The organism is Leifsonia poae (assembly GCF_050632195.1).
GTDB classification, from domain to species: Bacteria; Actinomycetota; Actinomycetes; order Actinomycetales; family Microbacteriaceae; genus Leifsonia; species Leifsonia poae_C.
On record NZ_CP192580.1, the window covers coordinates 2,035,321 to 2,057,040 of the forward strand.

The following is a 21,720-nucleotide window of genomic DNA, read 5'->3' on the forward strand; positions in this document are numbered from 1 at the left end:
AGCAGGGCTACGGCACCCGTCGATCTTACATTTCGTGACCGGCAGACGCACGGGGCCCCGGTGCATCCGTGCAGCCGATCGTTAGGAGGCTCCCAGACTGAGCCGGTATCGTCTATTGACTGTGCCCGCCCGTCATCCGGGGGCAACACAGAAGGAGCTTGTTTGCGTTTCGTACTCGCTATCGTCGCGTTCGTCGTGGCGGCCGTCATGATCGCTGTGGGAATCGCCCAGCGGACGGTGTTCGCACCCCTGTCGCAGGTGGCCATGTCGGCGACCGTGAAAGGCGACCCCCGCTACATCGTGATCGATGGCGCCGTGCTGAACGCGCATCCGGGTCAGCAGACGCTCGCAGTGTCGGGATCGACGTCCAAGACGCAGGTCGTCGCGTACGGCAGGACTGCCGATGTGAAGGCATGGCTCGGCGGACCAGACGTACTCGCGCATGTCGTACGACACGGCGAAGGGCACGCTCAAGACCACGACGGTGAAGGCTGCCGACGGGTCGGATGGGTCGGACGAGCCGGACAACGGCTCGACCTCAACGCCGGCGTCGAGCGCCTCGGCTCCAGCGACCACTGCGCCGTCGACCACCGATCCATCGACCAGCAAGCCATCGACCGGCACCGATCCCGCCGAGGCGGGACCGAATCCCACGGGGTCTGACCTCTGGCTCGAAGAGTTCGACGGCGACGACGCCAAGCTCACCCGGATGAACGTGCCCGACAGCATCAGCGTGATCGTCGCGGCCGATGGCACCAAGCCCGCTCCGAATGTGATCCGACTCGTCTGGCCCCTCGATACGAGCACCCCTTGGTCGGCCCCGCTCATCATCGGCGGTCTCGCCCTGCTGCTCGTCGGGCTCGGCCTCTACCTTTGGGGCCTCTACACGCTGCGCAAATCGCGCGGCCCCCGCCGGAAGGGCGGACCCAAGATGCCGAAACTCCCGAAAGCTCCCAAGTACAAGCCCTCGAAGGCCGTCGAGGCCACACCGAAGGGTCGTCGCTCGACCCGGCGCGCGATGGTCGCCGTTCCCGTGCTCATCGGTGCCATGGTGCTCACCGGATGCTCGTCCGACCTGTTCGCCGCGCCGAAGCAGTCGGCGGTACCGACAGCCTCGCCCATCGCGACAGACCTCTCCAAGTCGAAAGACGTGATGCCGCCCGCGGTGACCGTTCCTCAGCTCGAGCGGATCATGAAGCGCATCTCCGCCGTCACGAGCCAGGCGGACGCCAAAGCAGACGCCGTGTTGGCCGCCACCCGGCTCACGGGCCCAGCTCTCGAACTCCGCCAGGCCAACTACACGATCCGATCGCACAAGGCGGACGAGCCCGTGTTGCCGCCCATCACCTCGGGGCCGTTCGAGATCACTCTTCCTCAGGCGACCGATTCCTGGCCGCGCGTCGTGACGACGGTGCTCGAGCCGACAGACAAGGCTCAGGCACCGACGGCGGTTGCGCTCGTCCAGGACAGCCCTCGCGACAACTACATGGTCCAGTACGCGGTGTCTCTCGAACCCGACGTCAAGGTGCCGGGCCTGGCTCCGGCGAGCATCGGTGCCGCTGTGGTTCCACCGGACTCCAAACTCATCGAGATGGCCCCGAAAGATGTCGCCGCCGCTTACGGCGACGTGCTGATGAACGGGGATGCCAGCCAAGTTCGCGTCGCAGTTCGAGGCGAAGGGCGACACTCTGCGCACGGCGGTCGGCGCGGACTACAAGGCGAAGACCAAGGCCGGCCTCTCGGCCACGGCGTCGCTCGCGTACACCAACGAGGTACCGAAAGACCGTACGATCGCCATGGCGACCAACGATTCGGGCGCCATCGTCTGGACGAACCTCAACGAGTTCGAGACCACCAAGGTCGTCGAAGCCGGCGCCGAGATCACCCTGAAGGGCGGCGGCGCGGCGGAGGCGCTGCTCGGTGCGAATGCCAGCAAGACCGGCATCCAGATCACCTACGGGTACCAGCTGGCGTTCTTCGTACCGCCGGCCGGTTCCGACCAGAAGATCAGACTCCTGGGGTTCGCCCAAGGAATCATCGGCGCAAAGGAAGTGTAATGAGCGATCTCCCGCCCAACCCCACGAGCCTGCGTGGCGCTGTCGACCTCAGTTCCCTCGTGAATCGGGCGATGATGCCGGCGCAGGGTACGGCAGCAGGCGGACCCGCCGGTTCGGCGGACGGCGCCGACGTCGGTGTGGTCGAGCTTCCGAGCCTCTACTTCGAGGGCACCGACGCCAACTTCAACGACTTCCTCGACCTGTCGGCCACCGTGCCGGTGGTCGTCGACCTGGGCGCGGAGTGGAGCGAGCCGTCGAAGCAGCTCTCCTCGATCCTCGACCGCGTCGTCCAGGATTACGCGGGCCGTCTGGTGCTCGTGCGGGTCGATGCGGGGGCGAACCCGCAGCTGGCGCAGGCCTTCCAGGCGCAGTCGGTACCCGCGGTCGCCGCGGTGATCGCCGGGCGTCCCGTCCAGCTCTTCGACGGAGTGATCCCCGAGCAGCAGGTGCGGGAGGTCTTCGAGCAGCTGCTGCAGCTTGCCGCTCAGAACGGGGTGACGGGTCGCGCATCCGTGCCCACCGATTCGAATGCTGTGGAGCCGAGCGACGAGACCGTCGAGCCGACGCCCGAGCCGCTCCCGCCGCACCACGCGGAGGCGTACGAGGCCATCGAGCGAGGCGACTACAAGACCGCCATCGCGGAGTACAAGACAGCGATCGCGCAAGATCCGCGCGACGCGATGGCCGTGGCCGGCCTCGCACAGGTGAGCTTGCTCGATCGTCTTGCCGGCATCTCGATGGACGCGATCCGTACCGGAGCTGCAGAGGCGCCGACCGACGTCGATGCTCAATTGCTCGTCGCGGACCTCGATATCTCCGGCGGTCACGTCGAAGACGCCATCGACCGGTTGCTGACGCTGTTCCCCCGGCTCGACGCCGACGGCAAGGACTGGGTGCGCTCGCGCCTCCTCGACTATTTCGAGATTGTCGGTGTGGATGACCCGCGAGTCACGAAGGCCAGGGCTAGGCTGACGTCGCTGTTGTACTGAGCCGGTCTCACAGCTCGTCGGCGGCACCCGCACTCCACCAGACCCGCCAGGAGGCTTGAATGCCGCGTGTCCTCGTCGTCGGCGGCACCGGCCTGGCCGGCCGCGCCGTCACGGCCGAAGCGGTGCAGCGCGGACACGACGTCGTCGTAGCGAGCCGCCGTGTTCCGGATGACGATGCCGCAGCCTTCGTGCCGGGCGCCGACTACCGCACCGCGGACATCGTGACGGGCGACGGACTCGAAGAGGTTCTCGAGGGCGTGGATGTGCTCGTCGACGTGTCGAACGCCTCTGGCCGCGGAGCAAGTCATCGTGTTCGCATCCGGCTCGCAGAATCTGCTGCACACCGCGGCTCGGTTCGGTGTGAATCATGCCGTACTGCTCTCGATCGTCAACGTGGACCGCTCGGCGTACTCGTACTACCGGGCGAAAGCGGCACAGGAGCGCAGTTATCAGGATTCGCCACTCGAGACCAGGATCGTCCGTACGACCCAGTTCCACGACTTCCTCACTTCGATCTTCCAGCGCGGCACGCGTCTAGGATTCGTTCCCGCACCGGCCAAGATCAGCTTTCAGCCGATCGCGGTGAGCGATGTGGCCAACATCCTGATCGATGCAGCGGAGGGCCAGGGCGCGGCCGATTCGATCCGTACGGTCGGCGGTCCCAAGGTGGAGTCCTCGCGCGATCTCGCCGAGCAATGGAAGGCGGCCACCGGAGCGCGTGGAGCGATCGTGGGCACGCGCATCACCGGCGCGCTCGGCTCCACCTGGCGCGCAGGGGAGAACCTCGTTCCAGAACAGGCCATCGACGGCGTCGACTACGCCGAGTGGCTCACTTCGATCGAGGCCTGAGCCAGAGGCCGCCGAGCGGCGGCAGCGTCAGGACCGCCGAGGCGGACTGCGCCGCCCAGGGCTCGTCGTAGGCGGTCACCACACCGAGATTGCCGACGCCCGAGCCGCCGAACGCCTCGGCATCGGTGTTTAGCACCTCTTCCCATTCGCCCGCGAACGGGAGTCCGAGCCGGTACTCCGAGTGCGGGTTGCCGGAGAAGTTCAGGATGGCCGCGATGGGGTTCCCTTCTCTGTCCCAGCGGAGGAACGCGACGACGTTGCCCGCCGCGTCCGAGCCGTCGAGCCATTCGAACCCGGCCGGATCGTTGTCGAGCGCCCAGAGCGCCGGATTCGCGCGATAGAGCGAGTTGAGCTGGGCGACGAGGTCCCAGAGGCCGCGGTGAGACGGCTGGTCGAGGATCCACCAGTCGAGCCCGCGCTCCTCGCTCCACTCGGACGGCTGACCGAACTCCTGACCCATGAAGAGCAGCTGCTTGCCGGGATGCGACCACATGAAGGCCAGATACGCCCGCACATTCGCCAGCTGCTGCCAGTGGTCGCCGGGCATCTTGCTGAGCAGCGAGCCCTTGCCGTGCACGACCTCGTCGTGGCTGATCGGGAGCATGAAGTTCTCGCTGAACGCGTAGACGAACGAGAACGTGATCTCGCTGTGGTGGTAGCTGCGATACATCGGATCTTCCTGGATGTACTGCAGGGAGTCGTGCATCCAGCCCATGTTCCATTTGAGGCCGAAACCGAGGCCGCCGCTCGAGGTGGGCGCGGTGACACCGGCCCAGCTCGTGGACTCCTCGGCGATCATCACGGTGCCGGGGTTGCGCTTGTACGACGTCGCGGTGACCTCTTGCAGAAAGCTGATCGCCTCGAGGTTCTCGCGACCGCCGTGGATGTTGGGCAGCCACTCGCCGTCTTCGCGCGAGTAGTCGAGGTACAGCATCGAGGCGACCGCATCCACCCGCAGCCCGTCGATGTGGAACTCCTCGAGCCAGTAGAGCGCATTCGCGACGAGGAAGTTGCGCACCTGCGAGTTGCCGAAGTCGAAGACCAGCGTTCCCCAGTCCTTCTGCTCGCCGCGGCGCGGATCGCCGTGCTCGTAGAGCGGCTGCCCGTCGAAGTGCGCGAGCGCCCACTCGTCCTTGGGGAAGTGGCCGGGCACCCAGTCCAGGATGACGCCGATGCCGGCCTGGTGGAGGCGGTCGATGAGGTAGCGCAGATCGTCGGGGGAGCCGAACCGGCTGGTCGGGGCGTAGTACCCCGTGACCTGGTATCCCCACGAGCCGCCGAACGGATGCTCGGCGAGCGGCAGGAACTCTACGTGCGTGTATCCCAGGGCGCCGACGTAGTCGATGAGCTGATCGGCGGCGTCGCGGTAGCCGAGCCCGGGCCGCCAGCTTCCGAGGTGTAGTTCGTAGACGCTCATCGGGCCGGCGTGGGGGTCGCGGCTGCTGCGTTCGCGCATCCACCCGCCGTCGTTCCACCCGTAGCCGGTCTCGGTGACGACGGATGCTGTTGCCGGCGGGATCTCTGCGGCTCGCGCCATCGGGTCGGCCTTCCGCACCCAGGCGCCGTTCTGGCCGAGCATGTCGAACTTGTAGATGGTTCCTGCGCCCAGCTCGGGGATGAAGAGTTCCCAAACACCGGTCGGGCCCATATTGCGCATGGCGTGCCGCGTGCCGTCCCAGTCGTTGAAGTCGCCGACCACCCGCGCTGCGCGTGCGTGCGGGGCCCACACCGTGAAGGCGGTGCCGCGCACTCCGTCGATCTCGCGGACGTGCGCGCCGAGCGCGGTCCACAGCTGCTCGTGCCGGCCCTCGCCGATCAGGTGCAGATCGAGGTCGCCGATACTGGGGGCGAAGCGGTAAGGGTCGTCCGCGGTCCATGTGCTGCCGTCCGCGTACCGCGCCTCGATCTTGTAGCTGTGGGCGCCGACGATGTCGATGCCCTGCCAGATGCCGTGCGCAATGTGCGCGAGCTCGATGTGCGCACCGGTCTCCAGCACCGCCGAGACCTCGCTCGCCAACGGGCGCAGCGTGCGGATGACTGTGACCGGGTCGGCAACCCCGGGTGCGCTCACCCGGTGCTGCCCGAGCACAGCGTGCGGGTCGTGGTAGCTGCCGGTGGAGACGGCGTAGAGCAGGCCGTCGTCGAGAGCGGGCAGAGAGATCGCGGCAGCGCCCTCGGGGATCGGAGCCATCAGGAACCCACCTTCACGCTCAGGATGTGCACGGGCTCGGTGAACGCATCGAGCCTCACGTAGTTGTCGGCGCCCCAGGTCCAGCGGGCGCCGGTGACGATGTCCTTCACTTCGAACTCCGCGCCGGGCTGGATACCGAACCGGCTCACATCCAGGTGCACGATCGTTTCGCGCACGGAGTGCGGGTCGACGTTGGCGACGACGATGATCGCATCCGGTTTTCCACTGCGGGTGAAGTCGCCGGCGAGGAACTTGGAGTACACCAGGATCGAGTCGTCGTCGCTGCCGTGGATGTGGAGGTTGCGCAGCTGGCGGAGCGCGGAGTGCTCGCTGCGCGCCCGATTGAGCATCGTGAGGTAGGGCGCGAGCGAACGACCGAGTGTCTGCGCCCGGGCGTAGTCGCGCGGACGGTACTCGTACTTCTCGTTGTCGATGTTCTCCTCCGCTCCAGCCCTCGCGACGTTCTCGAACAGTTCGAAACCGGAGTACACGCCCCAGCTCGGCGCGGCTGTCGCCGCGATGGCCGCGCGCACCTTGAAAGCGGCCGGGCCGCCGAACTGCAGGTACTCCGTGAGGATGTCCGGCGTGTTCACGAACAGGTTCGGGCGCAGGAAGTCGGCCGTGTCGTGGGCGAGCCCGTCGAGGAACTCCTCGAGCTCGTCTTTCGTGTTCCGCCAGGTGAAGTAGGTGTACGACTGCTGGAACCCCGCCTTGGCGAGCGTCTTCAGGATGGCGGGCCGGGTGAACGCCTCCGCCAGGAAGACGACGTCGGGATCCGACTCGTTCACGGTGTGGATGAGCCACTCCCAGAAGTCGAGCGGCTTGGTATGCGGATTGTCGACGCGGAAGATCCGCACGCCGAGCGCCATCCAGTGCCGCACGATCCGGAGCACTTCTTCGCGCAAACCGGTCGCATCGTTGTCGAAGTTGATCGGGTAGATGTCCTGGTACTTCTTCGGCGGATTCTCCGCGTAGGCGATCGTGCCGTCGGGCAGCGTCGTGAACCACTCAGGATGCTGCTTGACCCAGGGATGGTCGGGGAGGCCTGCAGAGCGAGGTCCAGAGCCACCTCGAGTCCGGATTGCTTGGCTTTGCCGATGAAGTAGACGAAGTCCTTCTCGGTGCCGAGGTCGGGGTGGATGGCGTCGTGTCCGCCCTCGCTCGAGCCGATCGCCCACGGCGATCCCGGGTCGTTCGGGCCGGCGTCGAGCGTGTTGTTCGGCCCCTTGCGGAAGCTGCGCCCGATCGGATGGATCGGCGGCAGGTAGACGACGTCGAAGCCCATGGCCGCGATCTCGGGGAGACGCTTCGCGGCTGTGCGGAACGTCCCCGACTTCCAGGAGCCGTCGGGCAGCTTCTTAGCTCCCTCGGAGCGCGGGAAGAACTCGTACCAGCTGCCGACACCCGCGCGAGTGCGTTCGACCATCACGCTGCGAGTGGGGGAGAGGGTGGGCAGGCTCACCACCGGCCGGGCGTCCAGGATGCGCACGATCCGGTCGTCGAGCGCCGCCGCGAGACGCTCGTCGGCGCTCCGAGCCTGATCGGCGATGGCGTTCACGGCTTCGCCGAGGTGTCGCCGCTCGGCCGTGCTGCGTCGCTTGTCGGCTGCAGCGCGAACCAGGATGTCGTGACCGATCGTGAACATGAGGTCGACGTCGAGCCCCGCGGGCACCTTGACCTCGGCATTGTGCTTCCAGGTGGCGAACTCGTCGGCATATGCCTGGATGCGGTAGCGCCAGAGGCCCTCGGTCTCCAGTTGGACCTGCGCCTCCCACCTGTCCGTGCCCGGGTCGATGGGGCGCATCCTGTATTCGGTCTGCTCGCCCGCGGGGTCGAGGAGCAGCAGGTCGACGCCGATCAGATCGTGCCCTTCGCGGAAGGCCGTCGCCCTGAACGGGACGACTTCGCCGCTGAACGCGGTCGCGGGCCAGAGCCCCTCGTCGACTTGTGGGGACAGCTCGAGGATCGGGATGCGGCCGAGAAGTGGTGCGTACTCGGGCTGCTCTGCCGGCTGCTCGGCGGGTGCTTGGATGCTCGTTGCGCTCTTTGCCACACCCCGACCGTACACTCCCCACTGGTCGATCTGGGATTGAGTGAATGCAAGCCTTTCGCCTCCCCTAGGCTGAACCCCGTGAAGGCCATTCGTAGATTCACCGTCCGCGCCGTACTCCCCGAGAACCTCGGGGCTCTGGAAGAGCTCGCAGGCAACCTGCGCTGGTCTTGGCATGAGCCCACAAGGCAGCTTTTCGCCAGAATCGCGCCCGAATTGTGGCAGAAGGTCGGCCACGATCCGATAGCGCTGCTCGGCGCGGTCGACCCGGCCAGGCTGGCCGAGCTGGCCGCCGATCCGGGATACGTCGACTGGGCCAACCACCTCCGCGAGGATCTGCACGCATACCTCACCGAGCCGCGCTGGTATCAGTCGCTCGACGACTCCGCACCGCGGTCGATCGGGTACTTCTCACCCGAGTTCGGCATCGCGGCCGCGCTCCCGCAGTATTCGGGCGGTCTCGGGATCCTCGCCGGCGACCACCTGAAGGCCGCGAGCGACCTCGGGGTGCCGCTGATCGGTGTGGGCCTCTTCTATCGCGCGGGTTACTTCTCGCAGGCGATCACTCCCGACGGCTGGCAGCTCGAGAGCTATCCCGTTCTCGATCCCGACGGGCTTCCGCTCTCGGTCCTGCGCAACCCGGACGGCACCGCGGTGCAGATCACCCTCGCCCTGCCGAACGGCGTGCTGCACGCGCGGGTGTGGCAGGCCGCCGTGGGTCGGGTCACGCTGCTGCTGCTCGACACGGACATCCCGGAGAACGAAGAGCGCTTGCGATCGGTGACCGACCGCCTCTACGGCGGCGGGGAGAGCACCGTCTTCTCCAGGAACTTCTGCTCGGAATCGGCGGCGTGCGTGCGATCAAGGCGTACACCGAGTTGAGCGGCACGCCCGACCCCGAGGTGTTCCACACCAACGAAGGCCACGCCGGGTTCCTCGGACTGGAGCGCATCTCCGACCTGATCGGAGAGGGGCTCAGCTTCGATGAGGCCCTTCAGGTGGTGCGTGCGGGAACCGTCTTCACGACGCACACGCCCGTTCCCGCCGGCATCGACCGGTTCGATCGGCCGTTGGTGGAGCAGTACTTCTCGACCGACCTCCTGCCAGGAGTTGCCATTCCGGATGTGCTCGCGCTCGGCGCCGAGGATTATGACGGAGGATCGGCCGACGTCTTCAACATGGCGGTCATGGGCCTCCGGCTCGGACAGCACGCCAACGGCGTCTCGAAGCTGCACGGCGAGGTCAGCCGCCACATGTTCAACGGCGTCTTCCCGGGCTTCGATGCGGAGGAGGTGCCAATCGACTCTGTCACCAACGGCGTCCATGCCCCGACCTGGACCGATCCGATGCTTCGGGCCCTGGCCGAGGAGCGTCTCGGCACCGACGACACCACCACGGCCGACTGGGCGAACAGTGGCGCGGTCAGCGACATGGATCTCTGGTCTCTGCGCACCCGGATGCGCGAACAGCTCGTCGAAGACGCCCGCCGGCGCTTGAAGGCGGCCTGGGAGAGCCAGAACCCGGGCGGCATCGCGCCGTCGTGGATGGACGATCTCCTCGACCCATCGGTGCTCACGATCGGCTTCGCTCGACGCGTGCCGACATACAAGCGTCTCACGCTGATGCTGCACAATCCCGAACGACTGCGCGGCATCCTGTTGAACGCACAGCGACCCGTTCAGATCGTGATCGCGGGCAAATCGCATCCGGCCGACGATGAGGGCAAGCGCCTCATCCAGAAGCTCGTGCAGTTCGCCTCCGAGCCCGACATCCGCACGCGCCTCGTGTTCCTGCCCGATTACGACATCGGGATGGCTCAGCTTCTCTACCCGGGCACCGACATCTGGCTCAACAATCCGCTGCGCCCGCTCGAAGCCTGCGGTACCTCGGGGATGAAGGCGGCGCTCAACGGCGCGCTGAACCTGTCGATCCTCGACGGCTGGTGGAACGAGTTCTACGACGGCGAGAACGGTTGGGCGATCCCGTCGGCCGATGCGGCCGGCGATGGCGCCGAGCGGGATGCGCTCGAGGCGGAGGCCCTCTACGACCTGATCGAGAACCAGATCGCGCCGCGCTTCTACGACCGCGATGGTGACGGCGTTCCCGAGGCCTGGGTGGCGCAGATCCGGCACACGCTGTCGACCCTGTCGCCCGAGCTCAGCGCGGGCCGCATGGTGCGCGAGTATGTCGAGCGGCTCTACATCCCCGCAACCGGATACGAACGGCGCCTGACGGCCGACGGCTACGCGGCTGCGCGGGGTCTCGCCGCGTGGAAGCAGCGCGTGCGTGCCGCCTGGCCGGGCGTGAACGTCGCGCACGTCGAGTCGGGCGGGGTGGATGCGGTGCCGCAGGTCGGCGACGAGTTGCACGTTCGCGCCCTCATCCACCTGAACGGGCTCTCTCCCGACGAGGTCGAGGTGCAGGTCGTCTACGGTCGCAGCCACGAGGGCGATCAGCTCACCGACGTGCGTTACCTGCCGCTCGAGGTCGACCGCGATGCCCCCGGCACCGACGACCCGGCCGTCGCGCGTGAATACCGCGGCACGGTGCAGCTCGCTTGGGCGGGCGCGTTCGGGTATACCGTTCGCGTCGTGCCCAAGAACGATCTCCTGCTCGGAGCCGTGGAACTCGGGCTCATCGCGGTCGCGTCGTAGCGGTCACTCTTTGGCGATCGGCGCGAAGCTGCCGTCGGTCGCCGACAGGAGATCGGCGGGGGTGAGTTCGATGTCGAGTCCTCGCTTGCCGCCCGAGACGTAGACGGTGTCGAACAACTGAGCGGTCTCGTCGATGATGGTCGCGTGTGCGGTCTTCTGTCCGATCGGGCTGATGCCGCCGACAACATACCCGGTGCGACGTTCGGCGACGGCTGGATCGGCCATTGTCGCGCGCTTGGCTCCCACCGCGGCGGCGAGCGCCTTGAGGTCGAGCATTCCGGTGACCGGGACGACGCCCACCACGATTCCTGTATCCGTGTCGGCGAGCAGCGTCTTGAACACGCGATCGGGCGCGACGCCGAGCGCGGCGGCTGCCTCGAGGCCGAACGATGTCGCGGCCGGATCGTGGTGGTACGCGTGCACCTCGAATGGGATGCCCGCGGCCGTCAGCGCGACAGTCGCAGGAGTTCCCGCCCCGGCCCTCTGCTTAGCCACCGCGCTACCCGGCGTCGGAGGCGGCGGCGACCGGAGCGCTCTCCACTCGAGGGCCGTTCGCACGGAACAGCTGCATCGACGTTCCGCCGACGAGGCGCTTGCTGCCCGGCGCGAGCGACGTCGTGTCCTCCTCGATGGGCAGCTCGGTGGAGCTGTCCCAGAGGAGGTTGTACGACGTGACGCCGGGTGCCGCAGGCAGCGAGACCTCGACGTCGTCCTCGACCCCGTGCACGATGAGCAGGACGCGGTTGAATTCTTCGCGGTCGGGAGTGCTCGCGGCGAGATACTGCAGTGTGCGGTTCTCGGGGAGTTCCAATCCTCGTCGTCCATGCGCTCGCCTGTGGCGTCGTACCAGTCCATATGGCTGGCGTTCTTCGTCGTCTCGCCGAGTACCGCGTATTTACTGGGACGCAACGCAGGATTGAGTCGCCGCAGCTCCAGTAGGCGTTTGGTGGTGGCCAGGAGCTCTCGCTCCTCCCGAGTGCGCAGCCACCCCATCCAGGTCAGCTCGCTGTCTTGGCAGTACGCGTTGTTGTTTCCCCGCTGACTGCGGCCGTATTCGTCGCCCGCCGTGATCATCGGCACGCCTGCCGAGAGGAGGAGCGTCCCCATCAGGTTGCGGATGGCCTTGTGGCGCTGCAGCAGGATCGCCTCGTCCACCGTTGCGCCCTCGACCCCGTGGTTGAACGAGCGGTTGTTGTCCGTGCCGTCGCGATTGTCCTCGCCGTTCCCGAGGTTGTGCTTGACGTCGTACGCGGTGAGGTCGGCCATCGTGAATCCGTCGTGCGCCGTCACGAAGTCGATCGACGCGAGCGGGCCGCGCTCCGGCGAGAACGTGTTCGACGAGCCCGCGAGACGCGTGGCGAACCCCCCGATGCCGATCGGCGCCTGGCCGTGCTGGCGCGCCTCCTTGATGTCCGCCAGCCAGAAGTTGCGGACGCGGTCACGGTAGCGATCGTTCCACTCCGAGAAGCCGTCGGGGAAGTTGCCGGTCTGCCAGCCGCCCATTCCCACATCCCAAGGCTCCGCGATCATCTTCGTGTCGGCGAGCTGCGGGTCGTGGAGGATGGCCTGCAGCAACGGATGCTCGGGCGTGTACTGCACGCTCGCATCCCGGCCCAGGGTCGCAGCGAGATCGAACCGGAAGCCGTCGATCTGCACTTCGTTCGCCCAGTAGCGCAGCGAGTCGAGCACCAGCCGCACGGGTACGTCGTGCGAGAAGTCGAGCGTGTTGCCGCATCCGGTGACGTCGATGTACGCGCCGTGTTCGTCCTGCCGGTAGTAGGTGGCGTTGTCGATGCCGCGGAAGCTCGTGCGCGGCCCGCCGATGCCCTCCTCGGCGGTGTGGTTGTAGACCACGTCGAGAATCACCTCGATGCCCGCGAGGTGCAGCAGCTTGACCATTCCCTTGAACTCGTCGAGCACCGCATCCGGACCCGCCGCTTGAGCAGAACGGGATGCGTACGGAGTGTGCGGCGAGAAGAAGTTGAGGGTGTTGTATCCCCAGTAGTTGGTGAGCCCCTGTTGGATGAGGCGCTGCTCGGAGATGAACGCGTGCACCGGAAGCAGCTCGACCGCTGTGACACCGAGATCCTTCAGATACCCGATCGTCGACTCGTGGGCGAGGCCGGCGTATGTTCCCCGCAGGTCTTCGGGAACGTCGGGGTTGAGCTTGCTGATGCCCTTGACGTGCGCCTCGTAGATGACGGAATGGTCGAGGGGATGTTCGGCCTGCGTGCCTCGCCCCAGTCGAAGCCGTCGGCGACCACCGTTCCGCGCCACTCGTTGGCGCCGACGCGGACGAGCCCGCGAGCATACGGATCGAGCAGCAGGGTCTCAGGGTTGAACATGTTGGTCGGACTCGCGGGCCCCGAGACGCGGATGGCGTAGCGGGTGCCCACGGCCAGCGTGCGAGAGCGACCCACCCAGACGTTGTTCGCGTCCTTGACCATCGGAACCGTCTTGATCAGCCAGTTCGGGTCTTTGCTGTCGAAGATGCACAGCTCCATGCCGTCGGCGTTTGCCGAGAAGACCCTGAGCTCTCCACCGTGCTGGGTGATGCGAACGCCCAGGCTGCGTAAAGGATCTCCGGAAGTCATGCGTTCTAGAGTAGTGAATGCGCAAGCGCTTTCAGTCGTGAGGAGAGGTGAAGTGCCGGTATACCTGGATCACGCGGCGACGACACCCATGCGACCGGACGCCATCGCGGCCTACGCAGAGGCGATGGGCGTCGTCGGCAACCCGTCGTCCATCCACAGCCAAGGGCAACAGGCCAAGCGGATGCTCGAAGAGGCCCGCGAGACGGTTGCCGCCACGCTCGGTTGCGACCCCATCGAGGTCGTGTTCACCTCGGGGGGCACGGAGGCGATCAACCTCGCCATCAAGGGGCTGTACTGGGCGCGGAACGGCGCGGACGGCGAACGGCCGCGGCCGCGCATCCTGGCGCCCGGGGGCGAGCACCACGCCACCGTCGACACCCTCGAGTGGCTGGAAAGGCATGAGGGCGCGGAAGTTCGGTGGCTGCCGCTCGACGAGGTCGGCCGCATCCGTCTCGACGCTGCTCAGGATGCGTTCGCCGTCGCACCCGAGCGGATCGCCCTGTCGACCTACCTCTGGGTCAACAACGAGGTGGGCACGATCCAGCCGGTCACCGAACTGGCGGCGCTCGCCGCAGCCGCTGAGGTGCCGGTCCATGTCGATGCGGTCGCGGCTTACGGGCATCTCCCCATCGACTTCTCCGCGCTGCGAGTGTCGGGTGTCGGAGCGCTGAGCGTATCGGCGCACAAGATCGGCGGTCCTGTCGGGATCGGCGCGCTGGTCCTCAGTCGCACCGCCAGCGTCGTACCGCTGGTGCACGGCGGCGGTCAGCAGCGACAGGTGCGCAGCGGCACGCAGGATGTGGCCGCCGCGGTGTCGTTCGCCGTAGCAGCACGTGCGGCTGCCGACGAGCTCTCGCAGGAGGCGGCGCGACTCGAGGGGCTCCGCGACAGACTGATCCGCGGTGTGCTCACCATGGTTCCGGATGCGCTGCTCAGCGGCCTCCCCGAAGGCTCGCCCGAGCGCGTGGCCTCGAACGCGCACTTCACCTTCCCCGGCGCGCAGGGGGACTCGCTGCTGTTCCTTCTAGACCTCGCCGGCATCTCGGTCTCGACGGGTTCGGCGTGCCAGGCGGGCATCCCGGAGCCGTCCCATGTGCTGCTCGCGATGGGGCGCGACGAACCCGATGCGCGAAGCGCGCTCCGGATGACGCTGGGCCGCACCACCACGGAGTCAGACGTGGATGCGCTGGTCGCCGCCCTGCCGGCCGCGTACGAGCAGGCCTCCCGCGCCGGTCTCGCCGAGCGCGCCACCCGCCTCGGCCACTGAATCGTGCGATTTTCCGCGCAGCACCGGGCGGAGTAGCCTCCCAGGCGACCGGGCATAGGATATTCGGGTGAAAGTTCTAGCGGCGATGAGCGGAGGGGTCGACTCCGCAGTGGCGGCGGCCCGGGCGGTCGACGCGGGCCACGACGTGGTCGGCGTGCACCTGGCGCTCAGCCGGATGCCCGGCACCCTGCGTACGGGCAGCCGGGGCTGCTGCACGATCGAGGACTCGATGGATGCGCAGCGCGCAGCCAACATCATCGGCATCCCGTACTACGTGTGGGACTTCTCCGAGCGCTTCAAGCTCGACGTGGTCGACGACTTCATCGCCGAGTACACCGCAGGACGTACGCCGAACCCGTGCATGCGCTGCAACGAGAAGATCAAGTTCGCGGCTCTGCTCGAGAAGGCGATCGATCTCGGATTCGACGCCGTATGCACGGGCCACTACGCGACGATCCTGACCGACTCGGACGGCAACCGCGAGCTGCACCGCGCCAGCGCCTGGGCCAAGGACCAGTCATATGTGCTCGGTGTGCTGACGTCCGATCAGCTTGCACACGCGATGTTCCCGCTCGGCGCCACGCCGTCCAAGGCGGAGGTTCGCGCGGAGGCTGCGGAGCGCGGTTTCAGTGTCGCGAACAAGCCGGACTCGCACGACATCTGCTTCATCCCCGACGGCGATACCCGCGGTTGGCTGGCTGAGCGCGTCGGCGCCGAGACCGGTGACATTCTCGACCGCCAGGGCAACAAGCTCGGCAACCACGAGGGCGCGCACGCGTTCACGGTCGGACAGCGCAAGGGCCTCAACATCGGCTACCCGTCCGACGACGGCAAGCCGCGTTTCGTGCTGGAAGTACGGCCGAAGGACAACACCGTCGTGGTGGGGCCGAAGGAGGCGCTAGACATCGCCGAGATCGCCGGATCCCGGTTCACCTGGGCGGGTCGCGCGCCGGAGAACGCGGGTACGCCGTTCGCGTGCCACGTTCAGATTCGCGCCCACGCGGATCCGGAACCCGCTGTCGCTGTCGTGAAGCCGAACGCCGAGGGCGTCGACGAACTCGTGGTGACCCCGGATGCGCCGCTCAACGGCGTCGCGCCGGGCCAGACGGCCGTCGTCTACGTCGGCACGCGGGTGCTCGGGCAGACCACGATCGACCGCACGGTCTCCGCCGTACCGGTCGGCTAGTGCCGGGATGCCTCCCGCGCTGTCGGTAGGTTTCCCTATGCTTGACGGGTGGCGAACGACAGCGAAGACAATCCGGCGGCAGCACGCGCTGAAGCGCAAGAACTGACCACCCGCATCCTCGAGCTCCGCGACGCGTACTACGAGCGCGACACCGTGCTGGTGAGCGACATCGAGTACGACCGCATGATCCAGCGGCTCGAAGAGCTGGAGCGGCTGTTCCCCGAGCTGCAGAGCCAGGACAGCCCGACGCAGACGGTCGGCGGTCGTGCGCAGACGACGCTCTTCGCTCCGGTCGAGCACGCCGAGCGGATGCTCAGCCTCGACAACGTGTTCTCGATCGAGGAGTTCCTCGCCTGGGCCGCCAAGGTGGAGCGGGACGCGGGTCGCAGGGTCGACTACCTCAGCGAGCTCAAGATCGACGGTCTGGCGATCAACCTCCGTTACGAGAACGGCCTGCTGGTGTCCGCCGCCACGCGTGGCGACGGTGTCGTCGGCGAAGACGTGACCGAGAACATCCGGTACATCCCGGTCATCCCCGCCCGACTGGAGGGTACCGGTCATCCGCCTCTGGTCGAGGTGCGCGGTGAGGTGTTCTTCCCTGTGGCCGAATTCGAAGCGCTCAATGCCGCGCAGCTCGAGATCGGCGAGAAGGTGTTCGCCAACGCGCGTAACGCCGCAAGCGGTTCCTTGCGGCAGAAGGCCGAGGGCAAGAATCCCGCGCAGCTGGCCCTGATGCGTGCGCGCCTCAACCGGCTGCACATGCTCGTGCACGGCATCGGCGCCTGGGCGAACCCGCCGGTCGACAGTCAGTCGAAGACGTACGAGCTGTTGAAGGGATGGGGGCTGCCGACCTCGCCGCACTACCGCGTGGTCGACTCCGCTCAGAAGGCCGCCGAGTTCATCGAGTACTTCGGCGCGCACCGCGACAGCGTCGAGCACGAGATCGACGGCATCGTGATCAAGGTCGACGAGCTCGCGCTGCACGACGAGCTCGGCGCGACCAGCCGCGCTCCGCGCTGGGCGATCGCGTACAAGTACCCGCCCGAGCAGGTGAACACGAAGCTGCTCGACATCGTCGTGAGCATCGGTCGCACGGGCCGGGCGACACCGTTCGCTGTGATGGAGAAGGTGCGGGTTGCTGGCTCAGAAGTGCGTCAGGCGACCCTGCACAACCAGGATGTGGTGAAGGCGAAGGGCGTGCTCATCGGCGACACCGTGGTGCTGCGCAAGGCCGGCGACGTGATCCCCGAGGTGCTCGGCCCGGTGGTCGAACTGCGCGACGGCACCGAACGCGAGTTCGTCATGCCGGAGAACTGCCCCGTCTGCGGAACCAAGCTGGCGCCCGCGAAAGAGGGCGACATCGACCTGCGCTGCCCGAACAGCGAGTTCTGCGCTGCCCAGGTCGGCGGCCGCGTCGAGCACATCGGCTCCCGCGGGGCCCTCGATGTCGAGGCGCTCGGGGAGGTCGCTGCGGCGGCGCTGACCCAACCGCTGCATCCCTCGACCCCGCCGCTTCCCACGGAGGCCGGGCTGTTCGGCTTGACGATGGAAGACATCTTCCCTGTCCAGGTCGTGGTGCGCGACTACGAGACCGGTCTGCCGAAGCTGACGGAATCGGGTGCGGAGAAGACCGACACTCCGTTCCGTCGCCGTCGCCAGAAGAAGGACGGTCCGTACGATCCCGAGGCCGCGGAATTCTCCGGCGACGAGGACTTCGTGCCGTCGAAGAACGCGATCGAGTTGCTCGCGAACCTGGCTGCAGCACGCACGAAGCCGCTGTGGCGCATCCTGGTCTCGTTGAACATCCGTCACGTCGGACCGGTCGCGGCGCGCGCGCTCGCGAACCACTTCGGCTCGCTCGACGCCATCCGGGCCGCCTCTCGCGAAGAGCTCGCGGTCGTGGACGGGGTCGGCGGCATCATCGCCGACGCGGTGCTCGCGTGGTTCGAGGTCGACTGGCATCGGGAGATCGTCGAGCGCTGGGCGCGTGACGGCGTGCAATTCGCGACGCCCGGGCATCCGGGACCAGGAGCTGCCGACGAGGTCGGAGGGGTTCTCGCCGGACTCACGGTCGTCGCCACGGGGTCGCTCGAAGGCTTCAGCCGTGAGGGCGCGCAGGAGGCGATCATCGCCGCGGGCGGCAAGGCTGCATCGAGCGTGTCGAAGAACACGGACTTCGTCGCAGCCGGACCCGGCGCGGGGTCTAAGCTCGGTAAGGCCGAGGAGCTCGGCATCCCGATCATCGACGCCGACGGTTTCCGGCGCCTGCTCGAGGGGGCCCTGGCGCGGTCTGACCGGCCTCAGAACGTCTGGTCTACTCCACAACAGGGGGTAGAACGACCGGCTATTGCAAGTATTCCTACCGATAGCATCGAAGAGTGCGCTCGCCCGGGGCGCACTGCAAGGGCTTAGCTCGTCGCTCTCGGAGGGACCCGGACGGAGTGCTGGTCGGCTTTGCAGCAATCGTTACCCTTACCTCGGTCGCCGCTGGGCTGACCGGGGTCCCAGTGCTGCCCGCCGACATTCCACCGCCGGCAGCATATTCGACCGTCGGTGACGCGCCCACGGGCAACGAGGGCTCGTTGGCCGTCTCGGGCTCGATCCTCGGATCGCTCAGCCGTTTGAACGCGTCCGACCTCCCTGCCTACGTGCAATCACACCGGACCGACCTCGACCGGATGCTCGCCAACCCGCCGAAGGCCGGTGATGTAAGCGGCGTCTGGAGGCTCCTCGACCCGGTGAAGCAGGCGGCGCTGCTCGAAGCCGCCCCGCACGTGATCGGCAATCTCGAGGGTGTTCCGTATTCGGTGCGCGGCCGGGCCAACCTGCTGGATCTGAAACGGACCATCGCAGACACCGATCGCAAGATCAAGACCGGCACGGGGCGAGCGGTGCGCATCGAGCTCGAGCAGAAGCGCGAAACACTCGAGAACGTGCAGAAGGCGCTCAAGCAGAAGAACGGCGTGAAGCGAACGCTCGTCTCGCTGGACACCGCCTCGGACGCCCGGGCATCGATCGTGATCGGCGACCTCGCCACGGCGAAGTACGTCAGCGTGCTCGTGCCGGGCATGTACATGTCGGTCGGCGAGCAGATCGTCGACTGGTCGAAGACCGCGCAGAACCTCTACGACCAGCAGACCTCGATGTTGCACCGAGTGCTCGGCCCTCGCGGAGGTCAGGGGCCCCCGGCGTCGCCACGGTCGCGTGGATCGGATACCAGACGCCGGTGCTCATGAACATCGGCGGTATGAAGCTGGCGAACGAGGGCGCGGACAGCCTGGAGAGCGTTCTCGAAGGGATCCAATCGCTCCGGCAGGCGGACCCACCCTATCTGAGCGTCTTCGCGCATTCGTACGGATCGACGGCGGCCCTGCTCGCTCTGGAACGCCACACCGTGACGGTCGATGCGCTCGCGCTGATGGGCTCGCCGGGCAGCGACGCCCAGTCGGTGGCAGACCTGAGCGTGCGCGATGGCAACGTATTCGTCGCCCAGGCGAGCCTCGACCCGATCGCGCACAGTGCGTTCTTCGGCAGCGACCCCGATTCCCCGTCGTACGGCGCGCGGTCGATGGGCGTCACCGGCGGAACGGATCCGCTCACCGGGGCGAAGCTCGAAGGATCCTCGGGACACAACGAGTACTTCTCGGCCGGCACGGAGTGCATGCGGAATCTCGCGATGATCGGGATCGACCTCGGCGATCTGGTGATGACCTCGCGGACGAATTCGGACGATCCGGGCGTGCAGAGCGCATCCGGACGCTAGCGGCGGATAATAGGGGTCGATGACTGCTGACGACGACACGGCCACCCCGGGCGGGGAGGAGCGCCGGGTCGCCTCGCGCCGGGCATTCCTCCGCGGCGCGGGAATCGCGGCAGCGGGCGCCGCGGTCGGCGGTGTCGCCGGCGGGATAGCGGGCGCTACCATCGCCGGGCAGCAGCCTGCCGAGCACGAGACCGGCGAGGAGTATCCGCCGCTGCCGCCCCGGTCGTCGCCGGGATACGACCACCTGGTCGTCCTGATGTACGAGAACCGCTCGTTCGACAACCTGCTCGGCTATCTCTACGACGAGGACAATCTGCCCAAAGGTCAGCGCTTCAACGGCCTGGCTTTCGGCGACTACAGCAATCCGGATCCCGCGGGCGGCGAGATCGGCGTGCATCCATATATCGGCACCACCGACTTCGTCATGCGTCAGCCGTCGCCGGACCCCGGCGAGGTCTACCCGCATGTGAACACCCAGCTGTTCGGGGTCGTCGACCCTCCCGCCAACGCGCTCGCCCGCGAGGAGGACATCCAGCCGCCGTTCAACGCGCCCCCTGAGGGGATGAAGCCCACGATGAAGGGGTTCGTGCGCGACTACATCGGCGAGCTGACCAAAGACGGTCAGGGGCACGAGCCGGGGCGCGACGAGTACCGCAAGATCATGGGTTCGTTCACGCCGGAGATGCTCCCCGTCTTCTCCACACTTGCGAAGCAGTTCGCCGTCTACGACGACTGGCACTGCGCGGTGCCGTCGCAGACTCTCTGCAATCGTTCGTTCTTCAACGCATCGACCTCGCACGGGTATGTCGCGAACGCGGGCGCCGAGGGGCTGCGGAAGTGGTTCGACCCGAAGAACGACGCACCCACCATCTTCAACCGGTTGGAGGAGGCCGGGCTGAGCTGGCGGGTGTACTTCGACGATCGGCAGCTGATCTCGCTCACCGGCTTCATCCACGCTCCGGTGCTCGAGGAGTTCTGGCACACGAACTTCCGCACCATGGCTCAGTTCTACGAGGATGTGAGCGATGGGCGCCTGCCCGACTACGCGTTCATCGAGCCGCGGCTCCTGTACGACCACAACGACATGCATCCGCCGGGCGGTCCCATGACCGAGGAGGATGTCGACGGGCAGGTCATCGTCGGGGGAGCGATCTCGGATGTTCGCGCCGGCGACCTGTTGCTCCACCAGGTGTACACGGCGATCCGCGGATCCCGAACACAAGACGGCTCCAACGCGATGAACACGATGTTCCTGGTGACGTTCGACGAGCACGGCGGAACATACGACCACGTCGCGCCGGGCCCGGCCGTACCGCCGAACGACGACGGTCCGGGGGAGATGGGGTTCACTTTCGACCGTCTGGGCGTGCGGGTCCCCACGATCGCGATCTCGGCGTACACCGCGCGTGGAACGGTCATCAACGAGGAGATGCACCACTCGGCGGTCATCAGCACTCTGACCAAGAAGCACAAGCTGAAGCATCTGACCGAGCGCGACAAGGATGCGCGGACCATCGACAACGCCGTGAACCGGTCCACGCCGCGCCAGCCCGGCACCTGGCCGGACACGCATCCGCAGTACCTGCCCGCGAATCCGGAGTCTCAGGCGCCGGCCCCGGGCGACGAGGACAGGCCGCTCAGCCCTCCCGGCATCGGTCTGGTCGGGCTTCTCGCGGCGCAGTACGGCGCTCCCGGCGAGCCGGTGCCGCGCACGTACAAGGAGGCATACGACCTGGTGCAGCGCACCGGGGTCGGGCTCTTCGGTTCGACTGAATAGAATTGAACCATCCACCATCCGAGCCACGACGGAGACGCATGTCCGAAATCAGCGCAGAGCAGGTAGCGCATCTGGCCAACCTCGCCAGGATCGACCTCAGCAAGGAAGAGATCGAGAGCCTGACGACCGACCTCGGTCAGATCGTCGAGGCCGTTGCCAAGGTGACCGAGGTCGCCGGGCCCAACGTTCCGGCCACCAGTCACCCTGTGCCGCTCACCAATGTCTTCCGCGACGACGTCGTCCGTCCGTCCCTCACGGTGGAGCAGGCGCTCGCTGCCGCCCCCGATCGGCTGGGCGACAAGTTCAAGGTGCCCCCGATCCTGGATGAAGAGTAGAGAGACAC

At 67.2% G+C, this 21,720-nt stretch carries 13 protein-coding genes and 4 pseudogenes; 13 read left to right on the plus strand and 4 right to left on the minus strand.

The window, feature by feature from the left end; all coding sequences use genetic code 11:
- Positions 1-162 precede the first annotated feature (162 nt).
- The 5 genes and pseudogenes from ACQ86A_RS10335 to ACQ86A_RS10355 all read left to right on the plus strand — a co-directional run bounded on the left by ACQ86A_RS10335 (position 163) and on the right by ACQ86A_RS10355 (position 3,895).
- Positions 163-663, plus strand: a complete 501-nt coding sequence (locus ACQ86A_RS10335) for a hypothetical protein (protein ID WP_431277005.1) — start codon at positions 163-165, stop codon at positions 661-663.
- Between the two features lie 980 nt (positions 664-1,643).
- On the plus strand, positions 1,644-2,057 hold the full coding sequence (locus tag ACQ86A_RS10340) for a hypothetical protein (protein ID WP_431277006.1): 414 nt from the start codon (positions 1,644-1,646) through the stop codon (positions 2,055-2,057).
- Positions 2,057-3,046, plus strand: coding sequence for a tetratricopeptide repeat protein (locus tag ACQ86A_RS10345; protein ID WP_431277007.1), 990 nt, complete (start codon positions 2,057-2,059; stop codon positions 3,044-3,046). Before ACQ86A_RS10340 ends, ACQ86A_RS10345 begins: the two co-directional genes overlap by 1 nt.
- A 59-nt stretch (positions 3,047-3,105) precedes the next feature.
- Positions 3,106-3,324 (plus strand): annotated as a pseudogene (locus ACQ86A_RS10350) (NAD-dependent epimerase/dehydratase family protein); the annotation flags it as partial.
- Between the two features lie 31 nt (positions 3,325-3,355).
- Positions 3,356-3,895 (plus strand): SDR family oxidoreductase, encoded by a 540-nt coding sequence (locus ACQ86A_RS10355; RefSeq protein WP_431280512.1) that lies wholly within the window; start codon positions 3,356-3,358, stop codon positions 3,893-3,895.
- Here ACQ86A_RS10355 and glgB read toward each other — a convergent pair.
- Both glgB and ACQ86A_RS10365 read right to left on the minus strand, forming a co-directional pair.
- A complete protein-coding gene (gene glgB / locus ACQ86A_RS10360; RefSeq protein WP_431277008.1) occupies positions 3,876-6,086 on the minus strand; it encodes a 1,4-alpha-glucan branching protein GlgB in 2,211 nt (736 codons plus the stop codon). The genes ACQ86A_RS10355 and glgB overlap by 20 nt on opposite strands.
- Positions 6,086-8,058: pseudogene (locus ACQ86A_RS10365) on the minus strand (maltotransferase domain-containing protein). The gene glgB and the pseudogene ACQ86A_RS10365 overlap by 1 nt, the downstream one beginning before the upstream one ends.
- A gap of 159 nt (positions 8,059-8,217) precedes the next feature.
- Between ACQ86A_RS10365 and glgP the strand changes: the two are divergent.
- Positions 8,218-10,790 (plus strand): annotated as a pseudogene (gene glgP, locus ACQ86A_RS10370) (alpha-glucan family phosphorylase).
- A 3-nt stretch (positions 10,791-10,793) separates the two neighbouring features.
- Here glgP and ybaK read toward each other — a convergent pair.
- Complete coding sequence (gene ybaK, locus ACQ86A_RS10375; RefSeq protein WP_431277009.1) at positions 10,794-11,348, minus strand: Cys-tRNA(Pro) deacylase; 555 nt, start codon at positions 11,346-11,348, stop codon at positions 10,794-10,796.
- Positions 11,290-13,384 (minus strand): annotated as a pseudogene (gene glgX, locus ACQ86A_RS10380) (glycogen debranching protein GlgX). The gene ybaK and the pseudogene glgX overlap by 59 nt, the downstream one beginning before the upstream one ends.
- Before the next feature lie 52 nt (positions 13,385-13,436).
- Here glgX and ACQ86A_RS10385 point away from each other — a divergent pair.
- The 7 genes from ACQ86A_RS10385 to gatC all read left to right on the plus strand — a co-directional run bounded on the left by ACQ86A_RS10385 (position 13,437) and on the right by gatC (position 21,712).
- Positions 13,437-14,651: a cysteine desulfurase family protein gene (locus ACQ86A_RS10385; RefSeq protein WP_431277010.1), complete on the plus strand. Its 1,215-nt coding sequence runs from the start codon at positions 13,437-13,439 to the stop codon at positions 14,649-14,651.
- An 85-nt stretch (positions 14,652-14,736) separates the two neighbouring features.
- Positions 14,737-15,837, plus strand: coding sequence for a tRNA 2-thiouridine(34) synthase MnmA (mnmA, locus tag ACQ86A_RS10390; RefSeq protein ID WP_431280423.1), 1,101 nt, complete (start codon positions 14,737-14,739; stop codon positions 15,835-15,837).
- A 48-nt stretch (positions 15,838-15,885) separates the two neighbouring features.
- The gene (gene ligA, locus ACQ86A_RS10395; protein ID WP_431277011.1) at positions 15,886-18,249 is read left to right on the plus strand and encodes an NAD-dependent DNA ligase LigA; all 2,364 of its coding nucleotides are present in this window, start codon (positions 15,886-15,888) and stop codon (positions 18,247-18,249) included.
- Positions 18,250-18,344: 95 nt separating this feature from the next.
- A complete protein-coding gene (locus tag ACQ86A_RS10400) occupies positions 18,345-19,073 on the plus strand; it encodes an alpha/beta hydrolase (protein WP_431277012.1) in 729 nt (242 codons plus the stop codon).
- Complete coding sequence (locus tag ACQ86A_RS10405) at positions 19,070-19,600, plus strand: alpha/beta hydrolase (RefSeq protein WP_431280424.1); 531 nt, start codon at positions 19,070-19,072, stop codon at positions 19,598-19,600. Before ACQ86A_RS10400 ends, ACQ86A_RS10405 begins: the two co-directional genes overlap by 4 nt.
- Before the next feature lie 19 nt (positions 19,601-19,619).
- The gene (locus tag ACQ86A_RS10410) at positions 19,620-21,377 is read left to right on the plus strand and encodes an alkaline phosphatase family protein (RefSeq protein ID WP_431277013.1); all 1,758 of its coding nucleotides are present in this window, start codon (positions 19,620-19,622) and stop codon (positions 21,375-21,377) included.
- A 38-nt stretch (positions 21,378-21,415) separates the two neighbouring features.
- Entirely contained in the window at positions 21,416-21,712 is a 297-nt protein-coding gene (gatC, locus tag ACQ86A_RS10415; protein WP_431277014.1) for an Asp-tRNA(Asn)/Glu-tRNA(Gln) amidotransferase subunit GatC, read from the plus strand.
- The last annotated feature ends 8 nt before the right edge of the window (positions 21,713-21,720 follow it).